10 protein-coding genes and 1 pseudogene are annotated in these 14,201 nt (G+C 73.6%); 6 read left to right on the plus strand and 5 right to left on the minus strand.

The genetic code is table 11. The features are described 5' to 3' along the window. Window positions 1-7 precede the first annotated feature (7 nt). On the minus strand, window positions 8-1,663 hold the full coding sequence (locus F1615_RS21915) for an MFS transporter (RefSeq protein WP_149550734.1): 1,656 nt from the start codon (window positions 1,661-1,663) through the stop codon (window positions 8-10). A gap of 266 nt (window positions 1,664-1,929) precedes the next feature. Between F1615_RS21915 and F1615_RS21920 the strand changes: the two genes are divergently transcribed. After that, window positions 1,930-3,225, plus strand: coding sequence for a glycosyltransferase family 39 protein (locus F1615_RS21920; protein ID WP_149550735.1), 1,296 nt, complete (start codon window positions 1,930-1,932; stop codon window positions 3,223-3,225). Window positions 3,226-3,451: 226 nt separating this feature from the next. Next, complete coding sequence (locus F1615_RS21925) at window positions 3,452-4,453, plus strand: phosphatase PAP2 family protein (protein WP_149550736.1); 1,002 nt, start codon at window positions 3,452-3,454, stop codon at window positions 4,451-4,453. A gap of 64 nt (window positions 4,454-4,517) precedes the next feature. Here F1615_RS21925 and F1615_RS21930 read toward each other — a convergent pair whose 3' ends face one another. Further along, window positions 4,518-4,733, minus strand: coding sequence for an I78 family peptidase inhibitor (locus F1615_RS21930; RefSeq protein ID WP_149550737.1), 216 nt, complete (start codon window positions 4,731-4,733; stop codon window positions 4,518-4,520). 422 nt (window positions 4,734-5,155) lie between these two features. Between F1615_RS21930 and ctaD the strand changes: the two are divergent. Continuing rightward, window positions 5,156-6,841 (plus strand): annotated as a pseudogene (gene ctaD, locus F1615_RS21935) (cytochrome c oxidase subunit I); the annotation flags it as partial. Here ctaD and F1615_RS21940 read toward each other — a convergent pair. From F1615_RS21940 to F1615_RS21950, 3 genes are read right to left on the minus strand one after another with little or no spacing between them, the layout of a single operon-like run. Then, window positions 6,726-7,766 carry a helix-turn-helix transcriptional regulator gene (locus F1615_RS21940; RefSeq protein WP_149550738.1) on the minus strand — a complete coding sequence of 347 codons (1,041 nt, stop codon included), beginning with the start codon at window positions 7,764-7,766 and terminating at the stop codon, window positions 6,726-6,728. The pseudogene ctaD and the gene F1615_RS21940 overlap by 116 nt on opposite strands. A 48-nt stretch (window positions 7,767-7,814) precedes the next feature. Continuing rightward, complete coding sequence (locus F1615_RS21945; RefSeq protein WP_149550739.1) at window positions 7,815-9,116, minus strand: ABC transporter substrate-binding protein; 1,302 nt, start codon at window positions 9,114-9,116, stop codon at window positions 7,815-7,817. Next, window positions 9,085-9,657, minus strand: coding sequence for a hypothetical protein (locus F1615_RS21950; RefSeq protein ID WP_149550786.1), 573 nt, complete (start codon window positions 9,655-9,657; stop codon window positions 9,085-9,087). The genes F1615_RS21945 and F1615_RS21950 overlap by 32 nt, the downstream gene beginning before the upstream one ends. 131 nt (window positions 9,658-9,788) lie before the next feature. On the opposite strand from F1615_RS21950, the gene F1615_RS21955 reads away from it, so the two are divergent. From F1615_RS21955 to F1615_RS21965, 3 genes are read left to right on the plus strand one after another with little or no spacing between them, the layout of a single operon-like run. Beyond that, on the plus strand, window positions 9,789-10,268 hold the full coding sequence (locus F1615_RS21955; protein ID WP_149550740.1) for a hypothetical protein: 480 nt from the start codon (window positions 9,789-9,791) through the stop codon (window positions 10,266-10,268). Window positions 10,269-10,280: 12 nt separating this feature from the next. Then, window positions 10,281-13,010 (plus strand): ABC transporter permease subunit, encoded by a 2,730-nt coding sequence (locus F1615_RS21960; protein ID WP_149550741.1) that lies wholly within the window; start codon window positions 10,281-10,283, stop codon window positions 13,008-13,010. After that, on the plus strand, window positions 13,007-13,660 hold the full coding sequence (locus tag F1615_RS21965; protein ID WP_149550742.1) for an ABC transporter ATP-binding protein: 654 nt from the start codon (window positions 13,007-13,009) through the stop codon (window positions 13,658-13,660). The genes F1615_RS21960 and F1615_RS21965 overlap by 4 nt, the downstream gene beginning before the upstream one ends. Window positions 13,661-14,201 lie beyond the last annotated feature (541 nt).

Consider the following 14,201-nt stretch of genomic DNA (forward strand, 5'->3'; position numbering starts at 1 on the left):
AGCGACGTTACGACGCGGTCTCCCGCACGTCCACCCCGGCCGGGCGGGCGTGGCTCACACCGTCGCCGTGGAGGACGCGGGGCTCCACGGCCTCCCGCGGCGCGGGCACCTCGACGGCCGCCGGCTCGCACTGCATGACCCGCGGCAGCCTGAGCGCCATCGCCGCCCCGAGCAGCAGCAGCCCCGCGCTCACCAGCAGGGTCACGTGCAGTCCGTGCACGAAGGACTGGCGCGCCGCGTGCCGCAGGGCGTCCCCGGCGGGCCCGCCGAGCTGCGCCGCCACCTCGTACGCCTCGCCCAGGGAGTGTCCCGCGGCGTCGGACGCCGTCGTGGGCACCCCGGGGACGCCGGTGAGGCCGGGCGCGTAGGCCGCGTTCATCACGCTGCCGAGGAGCGCTATCCCCATCCCGGCGCCCAGCTGGTAGGAGGTCTCACCGATCGCCGCCGCCCCGCCGGCCCGTTCCGGCGGCGCCTCGCTGAGCATCGACTCGTACGCGCCGAACAGCGTGGTCTCCAGGCCGAAGCCGAGCAGGACGAAACCGGTGAGCAGCAGCGGGGCGTTGTCCTGGTCGCCCATCGCGGTCAGGAGCACCACCGCCCCGGCGGTCAGGCAGAAGCCGCAGCCAACCATGCGGCGCGGGCCGAATCCGCGCAGCATGCGCGCGCCCGCCAGTCCCGCCGCCATCGCCGCGACCGTCAGCGGCAGCAGGCGCAGCCCGGTCTCCAGCGGGGAGAGCCCCAGGACGAGCTGGAGGTACTGCGCCGCGATCAGTTCCAGGCCCACCAGGGCCAGCATCGCCAGCACGATGCAGCCCACGGACGTGCTGAACGCCGGACGGGCGAACATCCGCAGGTCGACCAGCGGGTGCGCCCGGCGCCGCTGCCGGCGCACGAAGGCGGTGAGCAGTCCGGCGCCCAGGAGCAGCGGCAGCACGGTCCACACGCCGGTGACGGATTCCCCGCCGCCGAGCCGCTTCACACCGAGGACCAGCGCGAACAGTCCGGCGGCGGCCATCAGCGCGCCGGCCACGTCCCAGGGGCCGCCGGCGTCGCCCTTCGACTCCGGCAGCAGGATCCGTCCCACCGGCAGGCTGACCAGCATCAGCGGGATGTTGACGAGGAACACCGAGCCCCACCAGAAGTGCTCCAGCAGCAGGCCGCCGAGCAGGGGCCCGACCGCCGCTCCCACCGCGGCGACCGCGCTCCACAGGCCGATGGCGAGCGCCCGTTCGCGGCGGTCCGGGAAGACCTGGCGCAGGATCGACAGGGTCGCCGGCATGATCATGGCGCCGCCGACGCCGAGCAGCGCCCGCGCCAGGACCAGCATCGGGGCGTTGTCCGCGAGGGCCGCCAGGCCGGAGGCGACGCCGAACAGGGCGTAGCCGAGCAGGAGAACACGTCTGCGTCCGACCCGGTCGCCCAGGGTGCCGAACAGGATCAGCAGCGAGGCGCAGACCAAGGGGTAGGCGTCGACGATCCAGAGCAGTTCCACCGCGCCGGGCCTGAGGTCCTCGGTGACGGCGGGGACCGCCACGTGCAGCACGGTGGCGTCGACGGCGACCAGCAGCAGGCTGGTGCAGAGGACGACGAGCACCACCCAGCGGTTGGCACCTGCTCCGGCCGCCCTACGGCGCAGCGTGGCGGCCGTGGTCGTCCCGGACATGTACACGTACCTCCCAGATGTTCCCTCGCGATCGGCGGGCTCACGGAGGTGGGGACTCCCCCGTGACTCGGCCGGAGAGGAGCGGTGGTCTCCGGCCCGCGCAGCGAACGGCGAGTGACACGTCAGAGTACGCGAGTGGGAGCAGAGGTCGAGTGGCGGACCTCTCACTGCTCGGGCGGATCGGTGTGGCGTGCACCACGTGTCCCGTCCGGTGCACACCCCGTCGGGGGGCCGGCCGGTTCCGGGTCAGGTCGATAATCGGGCCCGTGAACGATCTCGAGACACGTGCCGTCCCGGCCCGCCCCGGAGCACTGCGCCGGGCCGCGCCGGCGCTCCTCGGGTACGCCGCGGTGCGTGCCCTGGGCCTGGCCGTGCTGTTCCTGTGGAGCGAGGCCCGCGGCAAGAGCGCGTACACCCTGCTGACCGCGCGCTGGGACGCGCTCTGGTACGCGCGCGTCGCGGAGCGGGGGTACGGCTACGAGGTGCGGCTGCCGGGCGGCGACGTGCACTCCGACCTGGCGTTCTTCCCGCTGCTCCCGTGGCTGGAGCGGCTGGTGGCGGCCGTCTCCCCGCTGTCGTACGCCGACGGGGGGTTCCTCGTCGCCGCGCTCGCCTCGCTCGCCGCGGCCTGGGGGGTCTTCGCCGTGGCGGACCACGTGTACGGGCCGCGGGCCGGGGTGTGCGCGGTGCTGCTGTGGGCGGTGCTGCCGGTCGGGATCGTGCAGTCGATGGCGTACAGCGAGTCCCTGTTCACCGCGCTCGCAGCGTGGTCGCTGTACGCCGTGCTGACGGGCCGCTGGGTGACGGCGGGCGTCCTGGCGGGGCTGGCGGGGCTGACCCGGCCGGTCGGGCTCGCGGTGGTCGCCGCGGTGTGGGCGGCGGGCGTCGCCGCCTTCGTGCGGGAACGCGCCGCCTCCCCCCGCGGGGGCACCCCCTTCGTGCGGTGTCGCAGCACGGTACCGGCGGACGGCGCGCGGACCGGCGAGGGCGCCGGTCCGCCCGCGACCGCCCCGCGCGTGCGCGCACCGGACGGCGCCCCGCACCTCCCGGGCGCCCCCGGCGACCGCCCGCGCCGGGTCCTCGGCATGCTCCTCGCGCCCCTCGGAGCCTCCGGTTACGTTCTGTGGGTGGGGCACCGGACGGGGAACGGCCCGCTGGGATATCTCGACGTGCAGGCCGGATGGCGGAACGGTTTCGACGGCGGCTACGCCTTCGCCCGCTTCGTCGCGGCCATGTTCACGTCGTTTCCGTCCGCCCTGGCGGGGCTCGCACTGGTGGCCGGCGTCGGCCTGGTGGTGTGGCTGTACGTGGTGTGCGTACGGCAGCTCCAGCCGCTCCCCCTGCTGGTGTACGCCGGGGTCGTCACCGCGCTCGCCCTGTGCGCGTCGAGCTACTTCGGTTCGAAGCCGCGGCTGCTGCTGCCCGCGTTCCCCCTGCTGCTGCCCCTCGCCCTGGCCCTGGCCCGGTGGCGCGCGCCCCGGCGGGCGCTGGTCGTGGGGGCGGCCGCGACGGCCTCGGCGCTGTACGGCGCCTTCTGGCTGAACGGCTCCGGCCCGCCCTGACCCGCCCGGACGGCCGATGAGCACCGGGGAAATTCCGCACCTAGCCCCGGTGAACGAATTCATAAGCGCGATAAAACCGCCGCCCTGAATGATCAAAAGAATTGAAGGCCGCAGCGCGGATACGCAGAAAATAAAGGTCCTCCTGAGAGGAATCCCACATCACATCGTCATCACAAAGACGCTGATTCGTCGGGGTTCCGCGCTCACTCGCTGTAACGTCGATTGGGTGCGTACCGATCGGAACCACACCCGTCTGGACCGGGTGTTCGCGAGGCTGGACCGTGAGCCGGAACGACCGGCTCTCGCCGGCATGCCGCGAATGAGCCGGCACCGGATGGTGCTCTTCGGCGCCACACTGGCCTTCTACGTGGCGATCGTGTGGGCCGTGCTGATCACCTCCTGGCTGGTCCGGCTGGACTGGCAGGTGATGTTCTTCCGCCCCTACCAGCAGTGGCCGGAGCTCCACGCCTTCGTCGACTACTACGTGGTGCTCGGCCAGCGCGGCCCGACCGCCGTGATGGTCGCGGCCTGGCTGGGCTGGCGCTCCTGGCGGCAGCATACGCTGCGCCCCCTGCTCGCCCTCGGCGTCTCCCTGCTGCTGCTCAACGTCACCGTGGGTGCCGCGAAGTACGGCATGGGGCGCCTCGGACCGCACTACGCGACCGAGATCGGCTCGAACGAGATGTGGCTCGGCGGCGATATATTTCCCAGCGGCCACACCGCCAACGCCGTGGTGACCTGGGGAATCCTGGCCTACCTGGCCTCCACCCCGAGAGCGCGCCGCTGGCTGTCCGCCCTGTCCGCGGTGACCTCGCTGGGCGTGGGGCTGTCCACCGTCTACATCGGCACCCACTGGCTGAGCGATGTGGTCCTGGGCTGGGCGGCGGGGCTGCTGATCCTGCTCGCGCTGCCCTGGTTCGAGCCGATGATCGCGCGCACCGAGGACCGCGTCTTCGACCTGCGCGACCGCTTGCGGGCCCGCCGGGGCCGTACGGCACCGGCGGCGGGACCGGTCGGCCGGCCCGTCATGCTCAAGCCGCTCACCGACCGCGCCGACCCGGCTCCCGAACCGGTTTCCCCGGGCCGCCCGGCCCGGCCGCCGGTCTATCTGGCGCCCGGCCCGCACACCACCCGGGCGGAGCGCTCCCCCGTCACCCCCGCGGGCAGCCGCCGCCCGCCGCACCCGGAGCGCCACCCGCGCGGTACGACGCCGGCGACCCGCCCCTGACGGACGGCGGGCACACACGGCGACGGCCCCGGTTCCCCGACGGAACCGGGGCCGTCGCCGTGTCTCAGCCCTTCCAGGCCCGCGCCACCCGGCCGTCCTTCACCTCGAAGTTCAGCCGGCCCACGCGGTACTCCATGGTGATGATCGTCCCCGGAGCCAGCGCCCGCACACTCGACCAGCCGCGTTCGCGCGCGAGGTGCTCGGCCCGCTCGGCGGCGAGGCCGACATAGGCGTCCGGACTGTCGTGGGGCTCCGCGGAGGGTGTCGGAATGGGTGCCATACGGTCACGCTATGCCCTGGCCCCCGAGCGGGGAAGTCCGCACCGGGATCGGCGGGCCCGGTCCCCCGGCGGTCACACTTGTGTCACAGGATCACGACAGACGTTCACGACGGTGACCGTCACCCGGATGGGCGGTTCGGTACGCCTTTCGCAGGCATTCGAACGCAATTCCCGCGTGTCACACCGCCGCCGCCATAAACCCCGGCGGAAAGTGCCCGGGGAAGCGCTCCCGGGACCCCGTTCCTTTTCACCGCCGCGCACGACCGCGGAAACCTGCGTGCACGAAAAATACTCGTTTTCCTCACATGACCCGTGCTCGCCCTCTGCCGGAGCGTGCACAGGGCGAGCATCATGGCGTGGGCCCGGGGTACAGGTGGCGCGGGCTCCGGCGGCCCGGCGCGCGACGAGCGAAGGGGCGAGCGATGGGGACGCAGACCGTGCGGGCCACGGAGCGGCCGACGCGCCGGCAGCGGCGCGGCCGGGTGGTGATCGACTGGCTGACCACCACCGACCACAAGAGGATCGGCCACCTCTACCTGATCACGTCGTTCGTGTTCTTCCTGATCGCCGGCGTCATGGCGCTGGTGATGCGCGCCGAGCTGGCCCGGCCCGGACTGCAGATCGTGGACAACCAGCAGTTCAACCAGATGTTCACGATGCACGGCACCATCATGCTCCTGCTGTTCGCGACGCCCAGCTTCGCGGGGTTCGCCAACGAACTGATGCCGCTGCAGATCGGCGCGCCCGACGTGGCCTTCCCGCGGCTGAACATGTTCTCGTACTGGCTGTTCCTCTTCGGCGGCCTGATCGTGCTCGGGTCGCTGCTGGTGACCGGGGGGCCGGCCGCCTTCGGCTGGTTCGCCTACGCACCGCTGAACAGCGTGCGGTACTCCCCCGGCCTCGGCCCGGATCTGTGGATCATGGGGCTCGCCCTGTCCGGCTTCGGCACGATCCTCGGCGCGGTCAACTTCATCACGACCATCATCGGGATGCGCGCCCCCGGGATGACGATGTTCCGGATGCCGCTGTTCACCTGGAACACGCTGTTCACGTCGATCCTGATCCTGCTGGCGTTCCCGGTGCTCGCCGCGGCGCTGCTGGTGCTCGAGGCGGACCGGCGGTTCGGCTCACAGGTCTTCGGGGCCGCCCACGGCGGGGCGCTCCTGTGGCAGCACCTGTTCTGGTTCTTCGGCCATCCCGAGGTCTACATCATCGCGCTGCCGTTCTTCGGCATCGTCACGGAGATCATCCCGGTCTTCAGCCGCAAGCCGCTGTTCGGCTATCTGACGCTGGTCGGCGCCACCATGGCCATCACCGGCCTGTCGGTCGTGGTGTGGGCGCACCACATGTTCGCCACCGGCGCCGTGCTGCTGCCGTTCTTCTCCCTCATGAGCTTCCTGATCGCTGTGCCGACGGGCGTGAAGTTCTTCAACTGGGCCGGGACCATGATCAAGGGCTCGCTGTCCTTCGAGACACCCATGCTGTGGGCGACCGGGTTCCTGGTGTCGTTCCTGTTCGGCGGGCTGACCGGGGTGCTGCTGGCGTCGCCCCCGCTGGACTTCCACGTGACGGACTCGTACTTCGTCGTGGCGCACTTCCACTACGTGGTCTTCGGCACCGTCGTCTTCGCCACCTTCGCCGGGTTCTTCTTCTGGTGGCCCAAGTTCACCGGGAAGATGCTCGACGAGCGGCTCGGCAAGATCCAGTTCTGGACGCTGTTCATCGGCTTCCACACCACGTTCCTGGTGCAGCACTGGCTGGGCGCCGAGGGCATGCCGCGCCGCTACGCCGACTATCTGTCGGCGGACGGCTTCACCGCGCTCAACACCGTCTCGACCATCGGCTCCTTCCTGCTCGGCCTGTCCACGCTGCCGTTCCTCCACAACGTCTGGAAGACGGCCAGGTACGGCGAGAAGGTCGAGGTCGACGACCCCTGGGGCTTCGGCCGCTCCCTGGAGTGGGCGACCTCGTGTCCGCCGCCCCGGCACAACTTCACGACGTTGCCGCGGATCCGCTCGGAGTCGCCGGCGTTCGACCTGAACCATCCCGAGTACGCGGCCGTGACGTCCCAGCCCGAGCCAAGGAGCGAGCAAGCCGGTCATGAGCCGCGCTGAGCGCGTCGATCAGCTCGACCGGCTCCAGCACCTCGAACTCGAAGCCCAGCAGCATCACATGGACCACCATGACGTCGAGGCTCGCCGCCCCGGTCCGCAGCAGGCAGGTGTCCGGGCCCTCCGCCTCGAGTGTTCCCGTGGAGGGTGAGATCCGCCCGGCGGCCTCCTCGAGGGGCGCCAGCAGGCGGATCACGGCGTGCGCGGCGTACACGCGCGTGGAGACGCCCCGCGAGACATAGGCGGCGAGGTCCCCGGCGGGCGGCTCGCGGGGGACGAAACGCGGCCCGTGCGGCGGCCTGGGCGTGATGCGGTCCGCGCGGAAGGTCCGCCAGTCCTCCCGGTCGAGGTCCCAGGCGACCAGGTACCAACGGCGCTCGGAGCACACCAGGCGGTGCGGTTCGACGGTGCGGCGGGTCGACGTGCCGTCGTGTCCCCGGTACTCGAAGCGCACACGCTCGGCGTCCCGGCAGAGGTTGGCGAGACCGGTCAGCACGGCGGGGTCGACGGCGTCGGCGCCGGGACCGCGCAGCATCGGCACGGTGAAGGCGTTCAGGGCGCCCACACGGCGGCGCAGCCGGCGGGGCAGCACCTGTTCCAGCTTGGCGAGGGCCCGTACGGAGGTCTCGCCGATGCCCTCGACGCCCTGTCCCGCGGCGGTGCGCAACCCCACGGCGACGGCCACGGCCTCCTCGTCGTCCAGCAGCAGCGGCGGCAGTTCGGCGCCGGCTCCCAGCTGGTAGCCGCCGCCGGTGCCCGGGCTGGCGTTGACCGGGTAGCCGAGCTCACGCAGCCGGTCCACGTCCCGGCGCAGCGTGCGGGCGCTGATCCCGAGCCGGCCGGCCAGATCGGCGCCGGACCACTCGCGGTGGGCCTGCAGCAGGGACAGCAGACGCAGCAGACGTGCCGAGGTCTCCAACATGGGGCCAGTCTGCCCGCCCTTGCGGACAGCTTCTGTCCTGGAGCGGGATCAGGGCTCGTAGGCGAGTTGCGGCACCCGGAAGCAGGTGCGGTTCATGTCGCCCTGGGTGACCCAGCCCTCGCCGTCGCGCCAACGGGCCACGGACAGGCAGGTCGTGCCGGTCTCCGGCGGCTCGGGGGACGGGGTGAACGAGACGGGGAGCAGCAGTCCGCCCGCGGTGTAGCCGTCGGCACGGTTCACGTGGGCGTCGACGCACGCGCGGGTGATGCCCGAGTCCGCGCAGGACGTCGCCGCTTCGGTGAACCAGCGCGCTGCGGCCCAGCCCTCGAGCTGCCACTGGGAGTGCGTCCTCAGGCCCTCGGTGGCGTCCCGGAAGGCGCGTACGGCCTCGTGGCCGGTGTCCTCGAAGTTCCGGCTGGAGCCGGTCACCCACAGGGCGTTGCGGCAGCGCGGCGCGTCCTCGTAGTCCTCGGCGACGGCCGACGTCCAGTTCTGCACGTTGGTGACCTTGGCGGTGACCCGGGCGCCGACGTCGTCCATGGCCTGGCACAGGCGGGCGTTGCCGTGGCCGTCGATGGCGTCGAACACCACGTCGGCGCCCTGTTCCTTCAGGTCGGCGGCCACCGCGCGGAAGTTGGGCAGCGCGAAGTCGACCTGTTCGGTGACCACCTTGTAGCCCTCGGCCTTCAGGCCCCGCTCGACGAGGCGGGCATATGCGGCGGACGCGGACTGGTTGTAGGAGACGACGGCGGCCGTGCGGGCGCCGTGCTCGCGCTTGAAGTAGCGGTAGACCTCGGTACCCCCGTACAGCTTGCCGTCCCAGCCCGGGGTGCCGTTCCTGGGGGCCTTGCTGCCGTAGATGCCGTAGAGGTGCGGATAGGTGTCGTAGGCGGTCCCGATGGGCTGGCCGCCGATGTCGGGCACGCCCGCGCGGGACACGCGGGAGGCGCCCGCGTAGTCCAGGGCGGTGGTGGCCACCAGGGCGACGACCTTCTCCTCGTCGATCAGCTCGTGCACGCACTCGTTGTTGCCGACGCCGCTGCCGCCGTCGTCGCACAGCCGCACCTCGACCCGCCGGCCGTCGATGCCGCCCCGCGCGTTGAGCCGGTCGAACCAGGCCCGGGCGCCGTCGCGCGGGCCGGTGAAGGCGCTGCCGCCGACCGGACTGGTGGCGCTGGTGACGATGCCGACGCGGATCGGCTCGCCCGCGCCCCGGCCGGAGGCGGGCGGGCGGCGGTCACCGCTGTCGAAGTCGCTCTCCGGCAGCCGGCTGCCGCAGGCCGCGGTCAGGGCGAGCAGCAGGACCGCGGCGAGTGCCCTAACAGCCCGGGACGGCCGGGGCCGAGCCATCGCCGCTCAGTTGCACCAGTGCGCACAGGGACCTGACGGACACCTTCCAGGTGCCGTCCTGCTCGACGGCGGTGCCGGAGGCGTCCGGGAGGGCGGTGGCGCCCTGGAGGGTCAGGACGAAGGTCACGTCCGCCTCGGTCGGCGAGGTGAACGCGATCCCGGTGACCTCCGCCCGGACCTGTCCGACGCGCTCGTCACCGCTGAACGCCTCGAGCACGGGGCCCATCATGTCGCCGTTCTCCAGGACGGTCTTCTTCTCGTCCAGGGAGGTGTCGGGGTTGAAGAACTTCTCCCAGTTCTGCCGGATCTCCTGCTCGGCCGCGGCCCGGTCCGCGGGCGCGCTGCCCGGTGCGCTCGTCGTCCGGTCCGCCGGCGTCGTGGGGGGCGGGCTGTCGGCGCCACCGCTGTCGTCGCCGCACGCCGCGAGGGCCGGCCCGAGGAACAGCAGCAGGGCGGTGGTGAGCGCCGTGCCCCGCCCCGCCGTCCGTGGGCCACGTCCCCTCGTCGCGTTCCCCCGCCTGAGGTCGCTGCCGAGAACCATCTGGCTCACCAATCGGGTGTCGGTCCGGGCCATGTCCGCCCGGTGCTTTCAGGGTCGGCTCACAGGGGGCATAGTGCAAGCCATCGGCCGGCACGGAGAGGCACACGGACTGACCCCGAGGGGTGGGAGCCATGACGCGGACAGCCCGGCTGCGAACCGCCCACCCCGTGCTGTGGGCGGGCTGGGCCGCACTCGCCGCCGGGGCGGTGCTGTGCGTCCTCGGCTGGTACGGGGTCTCGGGCGAGCGCTGGGCCGAACGGCAGCTGCCCTACCTGGCCTCCTGCACGATTCCCGGGGCCGCGCTGATCGTCGCCGGGGCGGTGCTGCTCGCCCATGCCCGGGGCGCGGTCGCCGCCTCTCGCGTGGAGGAGCTGTACGGCCTGCTGGTCGCCGCCGAGCCGGCGGGCCCCGACGCGTCCGGGCGGCCGGCCGGCGCGCCGGTCGCGGTCGGCGGGGAGATGCTGATGGTGCCGGGCGGCACCCTGTGGCACCGCGCGGACTGCCCGCTGGTGGCGGGGAAGGCGGAGGCGGTGCCGGTGGACACCGGGCTGATCGCGAGCGGTGAGCTGGGACCCTGTCCGATCTGCGAGCCGGCAGCAGAGACCGGCTGACGCGCGCCGCCGATGTCCTCGCTGACGTACGACCTCACGCTGGCCGGTCTGTCGGTGGGCGCCGCGGCGGCGCTCACCGGAATCGGCCTGATCGTGACGTACCGGGCGACCGGGGTGCTGAACTTCGCGCACGGGGCGATCGCCATGGTGTGCGCGTATGTCCTGCGCGACCTGGTGGTGGACCGGGGCTGGCCCCTGTGGGGGGCCGCCGCGCTGACGCTGCTGGTGGTGGCTCCGGGGATCGGCGTGGTGCTGGAACGGTTCGTGTTCCGTCCGCTGTCCGTGCCGGGCGGCGATCCGGCGCAGACGCTGGTGGCGTCCATCGGCGTGTTCGTGCTGCTGGTGGGCGGGGCGGCGCTGGTGTGGGGGCAGGGCGCGCGGGACGACGCCCCGGTGCTGGTGGCGGCGGAGCCATGGGGGCAGCTGGCGGTGGTGGCGGTGCTGGCCGCGGGGGTGGGGGCGGTGATCCGCCGGACGCGGTTCGGGAGGGAGCTGCGGGCCGTCGTGGACGACCGGCACCTGGCCGTGCTCGCCGGTGTGGACGCGGACCGGGTGGCGGCCGCGGGCTGGGCGTTCGGCTCGTTCACGGCCGGTCTGACCGGTGTGCTGCTGGCGCCGTACGTGCGGCTCGACCCGTACGGGCTGCCGCTGCTCGTCATGGAGGTGGTGGCGGTCGCGGTCGCCGCCCGGATGCGCGGCCTGACGGTGGCGGTGGTCGTCGCGCTGGGCATCGGGGTGGCGCAGAGTCAGCTGACCCGGCTGCACCCGACCGGGTGGGGCGAGCCGCTGCTCCAGGCGGTGGGCACCAACCTCTTCGTCGTGGCGCTGCTGTTCGCTGCGCTGGTGCTGCCCGGGGTCGCCGCGCGTGACACGCTCCCGCGCACGGCCGGCGCGCGGGTGCCCGCTCCGCCGGGCGCCTGGATCGTGGCCGGGGTGCTGTTCCTGCTGCCGCTGGGCTTCGCCGGGAGCGATCTGCACACGGCGGTGCAGGTACCGGCGCTGGGGGTGGTGCTGCTGTCGCTGGTGGTGGTCACCGGCCGCGGCGGGCAGATCTCGCTCGGGCAGGCGGCGTACGCGGGTCTGGGCGCCCTGTTCACCGCCCTGCTGGCGGCCGGGCGCTTCCCCGGGCTGCCCCGTGTGCCGGAGCTGGCCGCGCTGGCGGTGGCGGTCGTCCTGGTCGCCCCGCTGGGCGTGCTGACCGGCGGGCCGGCGATCGGCCGCCGGGGACTGGCCCTGGCCCTGGCGACGTTCGCGGTCGGGGTCGGGGTGAGCCGCTTCGTCTTCGACCAGCCGTACGCCACGGCGGGGCTCTCCCTGGGCCGGCCGGCGGGCTTCGACGGGGACCGCGCGTACTACGTCCTGGAGCTGGTGCTGCTGGCGTGTGCGCTGGCGGCGGTCGGGGCACTGCGCCGGGGCCGTACGGGCCGTGCCCTGGCTGCGATGCGGGACCACGAGGCCGGGGCGCGGGCGGCGGGCGTGCGCGTACCGTCGCTGAAGCTCCTGGCGTTCGTCTCCGGGGCCGCGCTGGCCGCGCTCGGCGGCGGCATGCTCGGCATGGGGCTGCGGGCGTTCGACCCCGCCGCCTACGACCCCGTACGGGGCCTGCTGTGGTTCGCCGCGGTGGTGGTCCTGGGCGCGGACAGCACGCTGGGCGCCCTCCTGGCGGCGGCGCTCCTGGTCGGCCTGGACGCGGGCACGCGCGGGGGCGTGGCAGCGGCGGTGATCGGCGTCCTGGCGGTCCTGGCGGGCCGCTTCCCCGGAGGTCCGCTCGAGGGCCTGCGCGGGCTGGCGGAGCGGCTGCGCCGGACCGGGCCACCGCACCGGCTGACACCCCTCGGCGCCCGGCTGCGACGCCGGCTGCGCGGCCCGGAACCCGCACCGGCACGTGCCTCGCTCCCGGGCGGGGCGACGGCGACGGCCGCGCGACCGGACGCGCCGGCCGGGGCGGCACCGGCCCCGCGGCCCGCCCCCGCCGGCGCGGCACCGGACCGCCCGCCCCGCCCGCCCCGCCCCCGGCCGTTCGTCCGGCCGGCGCCCGCCGGCGGCGAAGGGGTCCTCGAGGCCCGTGGACTGCATGTGCGCTACGGCGCGTTCACCGTGCTGGACGGAGTGGACATCGAGGTACCGGCAGGACGGGTGACCGCGGTCGTCGGGCCCAACGGGGCCGGGAAGAGCACGCTGTTCCACTGTCTGGCGGGGACCGTGCGGCCCGCGCGGGGGACGGTCCTGCTCGCGGGACGGGACATCACGCGGCTGCCCGCGCAGGCCCGCACGCGGCTCGGCGTCGCACGGACGTTCCAGCAGCTGGCCGTCTTCCCCACGCTGACCGTGGCCGAGAACGTGCGCGTGGGTGCCGAGCAGGGCCGTCCGGGCCGGCCCGGCGTGGTGGAGCGGATGCTGCGCCTCTTCGGTCTTGACGGGCCGGCCAGGGCGCGGCCGGCCGCCGGGCTGCCCACCGGGGCCCTGCGCCGGGTGGAACTCGCGCGGGCCCTCGCCACCGCCCCGCGCGTGCTCCTGCTCGACGAACCCGCCGCCGGTCTGGACACCGCCGAGGTCGCCGCGCTGACCCGGGTGCTGAGGGCGCTGGCCGCCGACGGAACGGCGCTCCTGGTCGTCGAGCACGACCTCGACCTGGTCGCCGGCCTCGCCGACGTCGTGCACGTGATGACGGCCGGCCGGATCGTCGCCTCCGGGCCTCCCGGCCGGGTCCTGGACGCCCTCGGGGAGGAGACCGGCCCATGACCACCGTTTCCCTGCGCCACGCCCGTGTGCGGTACGGCCCGCTGGAGGCCCTGCACGGCGTCAGCCTCACCGCCCCGGGTCCCGGCCTGACCGTGCTGCTGGGCCGCAACGGCTCCGGCCGTACGACCGTGCTGCGCGCGCTGGCCGGTGCCGTACCGCTGTCCGGCGGCACGGTGTGGTGGGACGGGCAGGACGTGACGGGCGTACCGGCGTACGAGCGGGCCCGGCGCGGGCTGTGCCTGGTGCCGGAGCGGCGGGCCGTGTTCGGCTCCCTGACCGTTCGGGAGAACCTCGCCCTCACCTCCCCCGACCCGACGCCCGCCCTCGACGCCTACCCGCCGCTCAGGTCCCTGCTGGGGCGCCGGGCCGGCACCCTCTCCGGCGGTGAGCAGCGCATGCTGGCACTGTCCCGGGTCTGGCTGGCACGCGCGCGCGTGGTGCTCGTCGACGAGCCCGCCCAGGGCATGTCGCCGGCGGTGGCGGCCCGCACGTACGCGCTCCTCGGGGCGCTCGACGCGTGCGTGGTCGTCGCCGAGCAACGGCTGCCGCCCGCGCTGCACGGCCGTCCCGCCTTCGTGTACGAACTGCGCCGGGGCTCGGTGGTGTTCGCAGGGGAGGCGGGCGAACTCGGCGAGCCGAACCCGCCGTAGCGGCGCCGTGGACATGGAAGTCCTTCCCGGAGGACTCGGGGTCCCCGAGGCGGAGCGCCGCTCACCACGCCATGGGGCGGGTGACCCGCGCCCGCCCCGTCCGCCTCCGGGTCGTGCGGTGGTGCTGTGCTGTGCGGTCGGCGGACGTACCCGAGCGGTGCTCGTTGCACACGGCGGAGGAATCCAAGGAGGCTTGACCGTCGGATCAACCAACGCCTCGTCGTGCCAGGCCAGTTGATTCTTACGCGGGGTATCGGCGATTTTCGGCCACCCACTTCATTCGCTGATTTCCGGATTTGTCGACCCGTGAGCCGGTTGATCTGTGAGTCACCTCACCCGTTCAACGGGCTTGCATGCGCCACCAGTTGACGTTGAGTGGCCGATTCCGCACCGGTCGTGACCGTGGGCGCTGGATGGTTCGATTCCGTTCGCCCTGGGGCGTGACTCCCGCCACAGATCGCCCGTTGTCTTCTTCATGAGCCGGGGAGCCACCCGGACCACGGGCCGGGAGCCACCCGGCCTCGCCACGCACCGCATCCCG

Source organism: Streptomyces marokkonensis (assembly GCF_008312835.1).
Classification (GTDB): Bacteria; Actinomycetota; Actinomycetes; order Streptomycetales; family Streptomycetaceae; genus Streptomyces; species Streptomyces marokkonensis_A.

Bases quoted from the DNA above. Each gene is read 5' to 3' on its own strand.
- F1615_RS21915 (WP_149550734.1), bottom strand. From the start codon at position 1,663: ATGTCCGGGACGACCACGGCCGCCACGCTGCGCCGTAGGGCGGCCGGA.
- F1615_RS21930 (WP_149550737.1), bottom strand. From the start codon at position 4,733: ATGGCACCCATTCCGACACCCTCCGCGGAGCCCCACGACAGTCCGGAC.
- F1615_RS21940 (WP_149550738.1), bottom strand. From the start codon at position 7,766: ATGTTGGAGACCTCGGCACGTCTGCTGCGTCTGCTGTCCCTGCTGCAG.
- F1615_RS21945 (WP_149550739.1), bottom strand. From the start codon at position 9,116: ATGGCTCGGCCCCGGCCGTCCCGGGCTGTTAGGGCACTCGCCGCGGTC.
- F1615_RS21950 (WP_149550786.1), bottom strand. From the start codon at position 9,657: ATGGTTCTCGGCAGCGACCTCAGGCGGGGGAACGCGACGAGGGGACGT.
- F1615_RS21955 (WP_149550740.1), top strand. From the start codon at position 9,789: ATGACGCGGACAGCCCGGCTGCGAACCGCCCACCCCGTGCTGTGGGCG.
- F1615_RS21960 (WP_149550741.1), top strand. From the start codon at position 10,281: ATGTCCTCGCTGACGTACGACCTCACGCTGGCCGGTCTGTCGGTGGGC.
- F1615_RS21965 (WP_149550742.1), top strand. From the start codon at position 13,007: ATGACCACCGTTTCCCTGCGCCACGCCCGTGTGCGGTACGGCCCGCTG.